The organism is Bradyrhizobium sp. WBAH42 (genome assembly GCF_024585265.1).
GTDB lineage: Bacteria > Pseudomonadota > Alphaproteobacteria > Rhizobiales > Xanthobacteraceae > Bradyrhizobium.
Genome location: NZ_CP036533.1, coordinates 7,338,543 through 7,350,239, shown reverse-complemented (window position 1 = coordinate 7,350,239; position 11,697 = coordinate 7,338,543). Strand labels below are relative to the sequence as shown.

Annotated in this window: 10 protein-coding genes; 5 read left to right on the top strand and 5 right to left on the bottom strand. The window is 64.6% G+C overall.

The window, feature by feature from the left end:
* Positions 1–68: 68 nt before the first annotated feature.
* Complete coding sequence (locus tag DCG74_RS34610; RefSeq protein ID WP_172785879.1) at positions 69–2,009, bottom strand: glycosyltransferase; 1,941 nt, start codon at positions 2,007–2,009, stop codon at positions 69–71.
* Complete coding sequence (locus tag DCG74_RS34605) at positions 2,006–3,352, bottom strand: HlyD family secretion protein (protein ID WP_172785880.1); 1,347 nt, start codon at positions 3,350–3,352, stop codon at positions 2,006–2,008. The genes DCG74_RS34610 and DCG74_RS34605 overlap by 4 nt, the downstream gene beginning before the upstream one ends.
* A gap of 290 nt (positions 3,353–3,642) precedes the next feature.
* On the opposite strand from DCG74_RS34605, the gene htpX reads away from it, so the two are divergent.
* The 3 genes from htpX (at position 3,643) to DCG74_RS38885 (ending at position 6,051) form a co-directional block, all read left to right on the top strand.
* Complete coding sequence (htpX, locus tag DCG74_RS34600; RefSeq protein ID WP_172785881.1) at positions 3,643–4,590, top strand: zinc metalloprotease HtpX; 948 nt, start codon at positions 3,643–3,645, stop codon at positions 4,588–4,590.
* 137 nt (positions 4,591–4,727) lie between these two features.
* Positions 4,728–5,369, top strand: coding sequence for a tetratricopeptide repeat protein (locus tag DCG74_RS34595; RefSeq protein WP_172785882.1), 642 nt, complete (start codon positions 4,728–4,730; stop codon positions 5,367–5,369).
* A 289-nt stretch (positions 5,370–5,658) separates the two neighbouring features.
* Complete coding sequence (locus DCG74_RS38885) at positions 5,659–6,051, top strand: DUF3551 domain-containing protein (RefSeq protein ID WP_172785883.1); 393 nt, start codon at positions 5,659–5,661, stop codon at positions 6,049–6,051.
* Between the two features lie 306 nt (positions 6,052–6,357).
* On the opposite strand, the gene DCG74_RS34585 is transcribed toward DCG74_RS38885, so the two are convergent.
* The gene (locus DCG74_RS34585; protein ID WP_172785884.1) at positions 6,358–6,705 is read right to left on the bottom strand and encodes a hypothetical protein; all 348 of its coding nucleotides are present in this window, start codon (positions 6,703–6,705) and stop codon (positions 6,358–6,360) included.
* A gap of 164 nt (positions 6,706–6,869) precedes the next feature.
* Complete coding sequence (locus tag DCG74_RS34580) at positions 6,870–7,670, bottom strand: hypothetical protein (RefSeq protein WP_172785885.1); 801 nt, start codon at positions 7,668–7,670, stop codon at positions 6,870–6,872.
* A 232-nt stretch (positions 7,671–7,902) separates the two neighbouring features.
* On the opposite strand from DCG74_RS34580, the gene DCG74_RS34575 reads away from it, so the two are divergent.
* Positions 7,903–8,196, top strand: a complete 294-nt coding sequence (locus DCG74_RS34575) for an antibiotic biosynthesis monooxygenase (protein ID WP_018648871.1) — start codon at positions 7,903–7,905, stop codon at positions 8,194–8,196.
* A gap of 178 nt (positions 8,197–8,374) precedes the next feature.
* Here the strand turns inward: DCG74_RS34575 and DCG74_RS34570 are convergent, their stop codons facing one another.
* The gene (locus DCG74_RS34570; protein WP_172785886.1) at positions 8,375–9,820 is read right to left on the bottom strand and encodes a short-chain fatty acyl-CoA regulator family protein; all 1,446 of its coding nucleotides are present in this window, start codon (positions 9,818–9,820) and stop codon (positions 8,375–8,377) included.
* A 228-nt stretch (positions 9,821–10,048) separates the two neighbouring features.
* Between DCG74_RS34570 and DCG74_RS34565 the strand changes: the two genes are divergently transcribed.
* On the top strand, positions 10,049–11,683 hold the full coding sequence (locus DCG74_RS34565; RefSeq protein WP_172785887.1) for an isocitrate lyase: 1,635 nt from the start codon (positions 10,049–10,051) through the stop codon (positions 11,681–11,683).
* Positions 11,684–11,697: the final 14 nt, after the last annotated feature.

Below are 11,697 nucleotides of genomic sequence, written 5' to 3'. Positions count from 1 at the left end.
CGTGGATTCGCCCGAAGTCTAAAGCATGATCCGGAAAAGTGCGAAGCGGTTTTCCGAGAAGATCATGCCTATCCAAACAGCCGCATCAGCAGCGCCTTGCCGACCGGGAGCGCTTTGACGCCCTGATAGGCGCGCACATATTCGCCGGCATAAAACGCCCTGATCGCGTGCACGCGCGTGTCCAGGCCCTCCTCGAACCGCACCGCGAATCCGTCCGTCGTCCGCCGCACTACCATCGCCGCGATCGAGCGGCCATAGATCCGGCATTCGATCGTGCTGCCGGGCCTCGGCGGATCGGGATCGATCAGGCGGGCCCCGGTGATGGAGATGTCGGCGAGCCGCGCGAGATGGGACCTGCCATCCTGGCGCAAAAGGACCGGTTCATTGCGATTGAACCGCTCCGCCTTGCGCTTGCGCGGCTGCTCGATGCAGACGAAGCAGACCACGGTGAGAATGAGCGCGTTGTAGAGGCTCCAGGCCAGCGCCAATCCGCCATAGGCGATGTTCTCGCCGTGCAGGTGCAGGATGAAGGCGTAAGCGATGGCCGCAAGCGTGATGAGCAGGGCGGTGCCATAGAGACGCAGCAACGGCCATTCGACGAAGCGCCTGTCGCGGTCGCCGCCTTTCGCGGTGACCTTGAACCTGTGTCCTTTCGGCTTCAACAGGCCGGTCGCAACCGCCTTGAGCACGGCGGGCGCCGCGATGAGCTGCGAGACATCCGTCATCATGGCGAGCGAACGGCCATGCGACAGCCAGGCCATGGTGAGACTGTTCCAGACATAGAACGGCAGAAAGATGCGCAATAGCTCGGTCAGGTCGGCCCGGACAGCCTTGATGCCGAACAGCAGGAACAGCCAGGGCACCACAAGGCCGGCCACCTTCGAGGTGTAGACCGCGGCCCAGCTCATGAAGGCGTCGACCAGCGAGAGCCGGTCGATGAAGGCAAGCTTCGACTTCCGCGAGAGCGGTCCGCTGCGGCCGCGTACGATCTGCATCAAGCCGAGGCACCAGCGCGCGCGCTGGGTGATGTATTCCTTCAGGCCTTCGGGCGCGAGCCCGATCGTCAGGCGCTCGTTGAGATAGATCGTGTTGAGGCCGCATTCCTTCAGGCGCAGGGTGACGAGGTAGTCTTCGGTCACCGAGTCGGTCGGAAATCCGCCGATCTGCACCAGCCCGGCGTAGCGAATGAGGGATGAGGTGCCGCAGCAAAACGCGACGCTCCACGCATCCTTTGCCGGCATGAGGATGTCAAAGAAGAATCGTTGCTCGTCGGGCCAGACGTCAGTCGCGGCAAGATTGGTCTGGATCGGATCGGGGTTGATGAAGTGTTGCGGCGTCTGCACCACCCCGACCGACGCATCGTCCATGAGCAAGATGGTGCGCGCCAGGAAGTCCGGCCGCGGCACGAAGTCCGCATCGAGAATGGCGACGAATTCCGGCCGCTCCGGCAGCGCGCCGACATGCTTGAGTGCGTGGTTGATGTTGCCGGCCTTGGCGTGCCGGTTGTCCGGCCGCGTCAGATAATGGCAGCCGAGCTCGCCCGACAGGCGTCGCAGCCAGGGCCGTCTTCCGTCGTCGAGCACCCAGACGCGATAGTTGCCGTAGTCCATACCGGTCGCCCCGATGATCGTGCGCTCGAGGATCGATCGTTCCTCGTTGTAGGTGCAGACGAAGACATCGATCAATGGTGCGAGCGGGTCGGTGGCGCGGTCGTCGATCCTCGCCGCGCCGGTGCGGTCGCGCGTCCGGCTCAGGAACAACAGCGATAGCGCGACCGCGACCAGCGAGGCCGCCTCCAGCAGCATGAAAGGGTAACCGATCACGGCGTCGATAGTCAGATGCGGTGGCGGGAGCGTCGACGTGACACGCCAATGAAGATAGCGCAGCAGCAACGCCACCGATACGACGGCCAGGAACGAGCGCGCCATCGTGCTGTCGCGCCTGAGCAGCGGCACGATCGCCATGAACGCGCCGAGCGCAATCATGCCGGGCGTCAGCGCCGTCGTCACGGCGTGGTCTCGTGCCGGGCGAACACGACGCGGCCAGTGCGTCCGACGGTGCAGGCGCGGGCCGCGGCATCGCGTGATGCCACGGTCACGCGATAGGGCTCCTTGCTCAGCGCATCCGGATTGATCGCGAGATTGGCGGGCGCGCCGGCGGCGCCGGTGAGATTGACCACGCGGCCGGAGATCGGCTCGCCGCCATCATTCGGCTCGAAGGTGGCGCGATCGCCGAGCTGCAAGCGGTTGTAGACGTTCTCGGTGACATTGGCGGTGATGACGGCGCCGCTGCAGTCGAGCACTTTGAGCAGGGGCTGGCCGGCCTGCACGTCCTCGCCCGGCGAGGTCATCATCTCCCAGACCGGTCCTGCGACGGGTGTCGTAATGTTGGCTTCGGACAGATCGGCGAAGCGGACCTCTTCCACGATGATCTCATTGGCGAGCCAGGCGATCTCAGTGTCGGTGCGTGCAAGATCGGCCTCGAGGTCGCCGGCGCGCTGGCGCATCTCTTCCTCGCGCTGCACCGAGCTTGGCCGGTCGTTGTAGCTGTCGCCGAGGAAGGAGCCGTTCTGTGCCGCGGCAAGCTCGACCTTGGCGGCGTCCAGCCGCTTGCGCGCGCCGAGCTCGGTCTGTTGCGAGACCGAAAGTTCGCGCGTCAGCCGCGCCAGCTCGACCGTCGAGACATTGCCGGATTTCGCCAGCGAGGAGGCGCGCTCGACAGCGGCGCTAGCCTCGTCCCGCCGCGCGGCCGCCGCCTCGATCGAGGTCTGGATCTCCGCAATGCGCGCCTCCAGCTGGAGCACGCGCCCCTCGCGGAATTGGGTGGCCTGCCGCGCAAGATCCTTTTGTGCGGCCTTCGCCGAGGTAAGCTTGGCGGCAAGGCTCGGCCGTTCGTTTTCAAGGCGCGCTTTCTGCCGCCGGAGATCGTCGAGCCGGGTCCGATCGCTGCGCGAGTTCACGACGCGCAGAACCACGGTTCCGGCTTCGAGCTTGGCCTGGTCGCTGAAGCGCTGAGCAGCCGCCACACGGCCGCCGATCGGCGTGCGCAAGGTGACGAGGCGGGAATTCAGCACCGCCTCGACGCTCGAATGCTCCCAGATCGCGCGCAGCGGCAGCCAGCCGAACACGGCGATGATGACGAGCCCGACGGCAATCTTGGCCCCGCGCCGCAGATACAGCCGGCGGCGTTCTGGTTCCGGCGCAGTCTGCCCATCGGATTGGTGGCCGGCTTCGTCGTGGGCGAACAGCTGCTCGTGCAGTGCCTCCTGCAAGCCCTTCGCGTCAGTCTTGCTCTCGTTAGGGGAAGGAGTGGATGTAGGGTCGACGGAAGCGGCGCGTGAGCGGTCCATCATGACGGGTCACCTTGCTGACGAGATGCCAACGGAACCGGTCAATGCACAAAACCGTGCGACGTGCCCGGTTACCGCGGATTAAGCCAACCCCGCGCTTTCCAGGTTGCTAAGTCTCCAAGTGTGTTTTTGCGCAAATCCCCGTCAAGGTTTAGCGGGAGTGGAAAGGCTGGCTGCACCTGCGATGGATCTGCGGCCCGGCGACGCACGAACCTTGCGGTCGTCGGCGGCATTCATACTTCGGGGGAGCCGGCCAGAGGCTCGCGCCCGCGGCCGCTCCAGGAGAGACGGCCATGAACTATCTTCGTACCGCAATGCTGCTCGCAGGCCTGACCGCCCTGTTCATGGGCGTCGGCTATCTGATCGGCGGCGCCTCGGGCGCCATGATCGCGCTCGTCATTGCCGCCGCAACCAATCTCTTCACCTACTGGAACTCCGACCGCATGGTGCTGTCGATGTACGGCGCCCATGAGGTCGATCGTTCGACCGCGCCGGAGCTAGTCGGCCTCGTCGCCGAGCTTGCCGGCCGTGCCGGCCTGCCGATGCCGCGCGTGTTCGTGATGGATGAGGCCCAGCCCAACGCGTTCGCAACCGGCCGCAATCCGGAAAACGCCGCGGTCGCCGTCACCACCGGTCTGATGAACCAGCTCAGCCGCGAGGAGCTCGCCGGCGTGATCGCGCACGAGCTCGCGCACATCAAGCATCACGACACGCTGCTGATGACTATTACCGCCACCATTGCCGGCGCGATCTCGATGCTCGCCCAGTTCGGCATGTTTTTCGGCGGCCACCGCGACAACAACAACGGTCCGGGCATCATCGGCTCGATCCTGTTGATGATCCTCGCTCCGCTCGGCGCCATGCTGGTGCAGATGGCGATCAGCCGTACCCGCGAATATGCCGCCGACAATCTCGGCGCGCGCATCGTCGGACAGCCGATGTGGCTGGCCTCCGCGCTGGTGAAGATCGAGGGCGCCGCGCACCAGGTGCCGAACGTCGAGGCCGAGCGAAACCCTGCGACCGCGCATATGTTCATCATCAATCCGCTGTCGGGTCATGGCGTGGACAATCTGTTTGCCACCCACCCCTCGACGCAGAACCGCGTCGCCGCGCTCCAGCAACTCGCGGCCGAGCTCGGCACGCGCGCGGCGCCGTCGGTCGGCGCCAACGAGAACTATCCGCCGCGCGGCCCCTGGGGGCGCTCCTCCTCACGTGGTCCTTCACGTGGTCCCTGGGGCTGACGGAGCCGGTAAGGATTTTGCGGCCGCCTTTGTGATCTGGCGCACACAGGAGCGTCCCCGACCGGTGCTAACACCTCCGCGTGACCATTTCTTCGAAAGGGGATGCGTGGCCGGCCTGCTGCCGGCCACCGTCGAAGATGACCAGATTTGCCGTACCATTGCTGATCGTCCTTTGCGTGCTCGTCGGCTTGTCCACGCACATGGTCGTCAATTGCGGCGACGAGGACGATCCCGACATCTGTTCGGCCGTGATCGGCTTCTCGCCGCTGCGCGGCTCGCTGATCGCCTTCGCCTATGCGGGGCGCGGGCGGATCGCGCTGCGTCACGGCGACTTCAGGCGGGCGATCGCCGATTTCGACCAGGCCATCCACCTCAATCCCAACCGCGCTTCGCTCTATCGCGACCGGGCGCTGGCGCGCCGGCAGAACGGCGACCTCGAGCTTGCCATTGCCGATTACGACGAGGCGATCGCGCATGATCCCAAGCTCGCCGCACCCTATCACCAGCGCGGTCTTGCGCTTGCCGCCACCGGCGATCTCGACCGCGCCATCCTGAGCTACAGCACGGCCGTCCGCCTCGATCCCGCCGATGCTCTGGCCCGTCTCGATCGCGGCCTTGCGTTCCTCGCCCGCGGCCAGGCCGACGACGCCCGTGCCGATTTCGAGGCCGCGCTGGCGCTGCCCGCCGGCAAGGACCCTCACGCGCGAGAGACCGCGCGCGCCAAGCTCGCGGAGATCGCCAGCGCCGAGCCGACACAGGTTGCCGCGCCGCGAAGGTGAGGGGAGTCTCTCCGCGAACCCGGAATCGTAGGGCGGGCAAAGGCGTGCAGCGCCGTGCCCACGTCCTATCTCAATCGCCGCGAACGGTGGGCACGCTTCGCTTTGCCCACCCTACGATGCGTCTGTAGGACAGGTGGCTTGCCGTATAGCGGCGAGACGGGTGAGAGATGCGAGAGCACGACTGTCGGCTGCCTGCTGCGCGCATGAACCAACTAGGCTAATATGAGTTGGATCTCTACTGTCCGGGGCCAGAGTGCATCCATGTCGTGCGCGCTTGGAGGAGCTTCCAATGTGCAAATGGGCTTTGACGATTTTGACCGTGGGTATCGCCCTGATAGCGGGAGACGCTCGGGCCCAAAGATATGACCCGGCTTTTCCCGTTTGCTTGAACGTGGTTTCTCGCGGAATGACCCCTTACTACCGATGCAGCTTCATGACGATGGACCAATGCAGGGCATCGGCAAACGGTCAGATGTGCGTCCTCAATCCGTATTACGCCGGTGCGGCAGCCAGAGGGAACTCTCGGCGTCATCATCGTCAGACCTACGCGCCACCGAGGCCGCCGATCCAGTACCGGGCTGCACCATATAACCAGTTCAATGAACCCTATTATGGAGCGTCCCAAGGCTACGCGCCTGGCGAGAAACAGCGATTTCTCGACAGCTTGAGGCGATACATGTGAGGGATGTCGCTCGACTGTGTTCGAGCAGCACATGCCTAAAGCATGATCCGGAAAAGTGTGCAGCGGTTTTCCGAAAAGATCATGCTCAATCAATAGCCTAAAGCGCGATGACGATTCATCCTAATCGCATCGCGCTTTAGGGCGGGAGGAATCTTTGAGGTCGCGGCCGGCCCGATTGCAGCGGGCACGCGGGAGCGTGTCGCAAACGCGCAACGCGGCGATCCGATCAAGCCGGAGCTATAAGGCGACAGGCCGGCGAGCCTCCAGATCGCCAATCCCGCGGCGGCGATCAGGGAGGTGCAACGACTACGTCTTCTTTTTCGCTTTCGCTTTCTTTGCGGCCTTCTTCGCCGGTTTCTCGTCCTTTGCCTTCTTCGCCTTCACCGTAACAGGCGTGCTGGCGGCCAGGCGCATCGATCGCGCGTAGCTGTCGGCGACGTTGTCGGCGGACATCTGCAGGCGCTTGGCGGCCGCATTGGCCTGCTCCATGGTGGCCTTGGCCATCATCTTGAAGCGCTCGCCGGTCTCCTTGCCCTTGGCCTTGGCCGCAAGGCTGTTGAAGCGATCCCGCCGCTCCTTGGCACGGGTCATCAGACCCGTATGCAGCTGTCTGGCCAGTTGCCGGATCACGACATCCAGGTCGGCGTCCGCCATGTTCTCTCATCCCCTTCGAAAAACGCTATCGATGCGGGCGGGACTATGCAGATCGGACCCCGCCTTGGCAATTCCCGGCGGTGCGTCATCCGCAGCTTCCGGCGTGCGAAACAAAAAAGCCGCGCTGTTCGCGCGGCTCTTTGGCTCGGCTTGGCGCCTTCCGCTCACTTGAGCGAGGCGACCGGGCCGTTCGAGGCTGCCGGCTCGGGGTCGAAACCGAACACGCCGACCAGGTATTTGTAATAGTCCGGCATCTTCTCCTTGAGCGCCTCGCGCGACTTCGGATCGTGGAATTCGCTTTTGCCGGCCAGGAAGATGCTGGCGGTCACCGCAAAGAATTCCATGGGATTCTTCATCGCATAGGATTCCTTGGGCAGGAGATCCTTGGACTTGGCCAGGGCGTAATAGGCGATCACGCCCTTGTTGGCGTAGCCGTCGGGCAGCAGCCGCGCGTGATAGGCATGCAGCAGCTCGTGCAGCAGCACGGCCTCCTTCTCGTAGCGCATCATGTCGGGCCGCAGCATGATCACGCCGAGCCCGGAATCGACCGCGAGGTCGACGGCATTCGGATTGGTCCAGCGCTGCTTGGCAGGATCCCACACCGTCAGCGTCCGCGGCACGCGGCGCTCGGCGTTGGGGGCGACGCGGCCGTAGCAGGCGGTTGCGGCGCCCTCATCGAGGCAGGCGAGCTCGCTCGCGATGATCGGCACGGTGCGGAAGAAGCGCAGCACGCGGGGCGACAGGCCGGCCGCTTCGACGGCGTCGATCTGCTGCTTCAGATTGTCGGTGAGCTTGTCGACGTCCTTGCGGTCGGAATTCTCCGACAGGTCGAACATGTAGCCGCGATAGCTCTGGAAGCCCGGCGGCAGCGACTGCGCCGCGTCAGCATCGAGCGACCCGGCACGGGACGGATTGGCGAACAGCGCGCCGACGATGGTTGCGGTCAGCAGCAACGCAATGCGCATGATGAACCCCCTGATGTCACTTCGCCCGGCAGATTAGGCCGCCCTTGTTTGCGAAAAGTGAGTGCGGCGAGACTAAGGCGCCGATGTTGAGGCGTGCTTAACCGTTGGTTGCAGATCGCGGAGATGGATTAGGAGAGGATTAACCAAGCGTGGATCGGCGGCACGGTTCGGCGTAACATCCGCCTCCGGGCAACAGGCCCGGAAGTCCAGACAGCCGGAAGGGGAGGATGCCATGTATGCCGCCATCCGTCAGGCCAAGGCGAAAAGCGGGAGCGCGGAAGAGCTGACGCGCCGCATCAAGGACGGTGCCGTTCCCATCATCAGCGACGTCGAGGGTTTCCGCGCCTATTACGTCGTCTATGCCGGCGACGACACGGTCACCGCGATCTCGATCTTCGACAAGTTCGAGCAGGCCGAGGAGGCGAACAAGCGCGCCATCGCCTGGATCGAGAAGGATCTCGGCCCGCTGCTCGCCGGCGACGCGCGCGCCGTGGCGGGGCCGGTGATCGTGCATACGCTGGCGTAGGATGGGCGCGGATCGCTCTCGCCTCACACTCAACTGTCATCGCCCGGCTTGACCGGGCGATCCAGTACGCCGTGACGGCTGTAATAGAGCCGATAGGTTGCGGCGTACTAGATGCCCCGCCTTCGCGGGGCATGACAGTGTGTATTGAGCGTGCGCTTTCCAGCAAAGCGAACGCCACTCACAACTCCCGCGCATTCGAGAACGCAAAGCTCGACACCCGCCGCGTCGTCTCGTCCAGGATCAACGTGCGCGTGATCGGCGGCTCGGCGCGCTGGGCGCAGTTCTCACGCTCGCAGAGGCGGCAGTTGACGCCGATCGGGGTGCCCTCGGCCTTCTCCAGATCCATGCCCGTGGCGTAGGTCAGGCGGGCGGCATGGCGGATCTCGCAGCCGAGGCCGATGGCGAAGCGCGGCTGCGGCAGCGGATGCGGCGCGACGGGGCGGCGCACCATCTGCGCGATCGAGAAATAGCGCGTGCCGTCGGGCAGCTCGATCACCTGCTTGAGCAGGCGATCCGGCGTGTCGAAGGTCGAGTGCACGTTCCAGAGCGGACATGTGCCGCCGAATTTCGAGAACGGGAACGTGCCGGAGGAGAAACGCTTGGAGACGTTGCCGGCATTGTCGACGCGCAAGAGGAAGAACGGAATGCCGCGCGCGTTCGGCCGCTGCAGCGTGGTGAGGCGGTGGCAGACCTGCTCGAAGCCGGAATTGAAGCGCTGTGCCAGCACGTGGATGTCGTAGTTCAGCGCTTCGGCGGCCGCGAGGAACGCCGGGTAGGGCATCATCACGGCGGCCGCGAAATAATTGCCGAGGGTGATCCGGAACAGCCGGCGCGGCGCGTCGTCCAGCGGGCCGGCACGGCCGATGATGGTCTCCAGGGCCTGCGCGCATTCCCCCAAGCCAAGCTGGAAGGCGAGCTGGAATGCGCGGCCGGGCGGATCGACCAGCTCCGAGATCAGCAGCTGCCGACGGTGGCGGTCGAAGCGGCGGAGCGTCTCGCGCATCACGTCGACCGGCATGATGCGGGTCTGGATCGAGTGCTTCTCACGCAGGCGCGCGACCAGCGCGGCGTACAGCCCTTCGGCGGGCACGTTCAGCTCGTCGCGCAGGTTTTCCGCGGCCTGCTCCAGCTCCGGAAAATAGTTGCGGTTGGCCTCGATCAGCTCGCGCACGCGCTCGACCGGATTGGCTTCAAAGCGCGTGCCGACGTCGCGGTCGGCCATCTGCGCCGCCGCCAGCGTCTCGCCCTGGCGCGCCTCGGTATAGGCGGCGTAGAGCCGCTGCAGCGCATGGGTGACGCCCGGGCAGAGCTCGGCGAGGTCGCGCAGCTCCTGCTTGGGCACGTCGATCTGCCGGAACAAGGGATCGGAGAAGATCTCGTTCAGCTCGGCGAAGAAGCGGTCTTCGTCGGCGGTGGCGAGGTCGCGCAAGTCGAGGTCGTAGGTCTCGGCCAGCCGCAGCAGGATCTGCGCCGTGACGGGGCGCTGGTTCCGCTCAATCAGGTTGACATAGCTCGGCGAGATCCCGAGCCCCTCGGCGATCTGGGTCTGCGACAGCCCCAATTGCTGCCGGATCCGCCGGAAGCGCGGGCCAACGAAGAGTTTCTTGCCGGACTCGGCGGGCATGTCTCAGATCTCCAGGCTCATCAAGGTCAGAACAGCTGACCTATATTGTTACAAGATTTACAAAATAACATCTATTACACGTTCAGATGTTACATGACATCACCAATAAAAAACAAGCCATCTATACGAACTTTGTCTTTTCGCTTTTAGCTCCTGACACGCATCTCGCAATGCATTGTCAAGAATGTCGATGGCCGTACTGCCATCGTCAGCGAAAGGATCAGGCACATGAACTACCAGCCCCGCGGCATCAGCACCCTCCAGGGTCCGTCCTCGTATCAGGACGAGGTCAAGGCGGCTCAGGCGCTCCTCGAGACCCAGCCGACCTGGAATGGCGTGTCGGCCGAGGCCGTCGCGCGCATGCGCCTGCAGAACCGTTTCAAGACCGGCCTCGACATCGCCCGCTACACCGCGGCCGTGATGCGTGCCGACATGGCCGCCTATGACAAGGATCCGACCAAGTACACGCAGTCGCTGGGCTGCTGGCACGGCTTCATCGCCCAGCAGAAGCTGATCTCGGTCAAGAAGCACTTCGGCGGCAAGACCGACCGCACCTATCTGTATCTCTCGGGCTGGATGATCGCGGCGCTGCGCTCCGAGTTCGGTCCGCTGCCCGACCAGTCGATGCACGAGAAGACCTCGGTGCCGGCGCTGATCGAGGAGCTCTACACCTTCCTGCGGCAGGCCGATTCGCGCGAGCTCAACGACATCTTCCGTCTGCTCGACAAGGCGCGCAAGGAAGGCGACAAGGCCCGCGAGAAGGAGCTGATCGAGAAGATCGACAACTTCCAGACCCACGTCGTGCCCGTCATCGCCGACATCGATGCCGGCTTCGGCAACGCCGAGGCGACCTATCTGCTTGCCAAGAAGATGATCGAGGCGGGTGCCTGCGCGCTCCAGATCGAGAATCAGGTCTCGGACGAGAAGCAGTGCGGTCACCAGGACGGCAAGGTCACCGTGCCGCATGACGTCTTCCTGGCGAAGATCCGCGCCTGCCGCCACGCCTTCCTCGAGCTCGGCGTCGAAGACGGCATCGTCGTGACCCGCACCGACTCGCTCGGCGCCGGCCTGACGCAGCAGATCGCGGTCAGCCACAAGCCCGGCGACATCGGCGACCAGTACAACAGCTTCCTCGATTGCGAGGAAATCACCGCGGAGAACGCCAAGAACGGCGACGTCATCATCAACCGCAACGGCAAGTTGATGCGCCCGAAGCGGCTGCCCTCCAACCTCTACCAGTTCCGCCCCGGCACCGGTGCAGACCGCTGCGTGCTCGATTGCATCACCTCGCTGCAGAACGGCGCCGACCTGCTCTGGATCGAGACCGAGAAGCCGCATATCGAGCAGATCGCGAGCATGGTCGACCGCATCCGCAAGGTCGTGCCGAATGCCAAGCTCGCCTATAACAACTCGCCGTCGTTCAACTGGACGCTCAACTTCCGTTGGCAGGTCTACGACGCGATGAAGGAAGCGGGCCAGGACGTCAGCAAGTACAACCGTGCCGAGCTGATGAAGGCGGAGTACGACGACACGCCGCTGGCGAAGGAAGCCGACGAGCGCATCCGCACCTTCCAGGCGGATTCGGCCAAGCGCGCCGGCATCTTCCACCACCTGATCACGTTGCCGACCTATCACACGGCGGCGCTCTCGACCGACAATCTCGCCCGCGAGTATTTCGGCGAGCAGGGCATGCTCGGCTACGTCAAGAACGTCCAGCGCGCCGAGATCCGTCAGGGCATCGCCTGCGTGAAGCACCAGAACATGGCCGGCTCCGACATCGGTGACGACCACAAGGAGTACTTCGCGGGCGAAGCTGCCCTGAAGGCGGGCGGCGCCCACAACACGATGAACCAGTTCGGCTAACGGCGGATCGGACC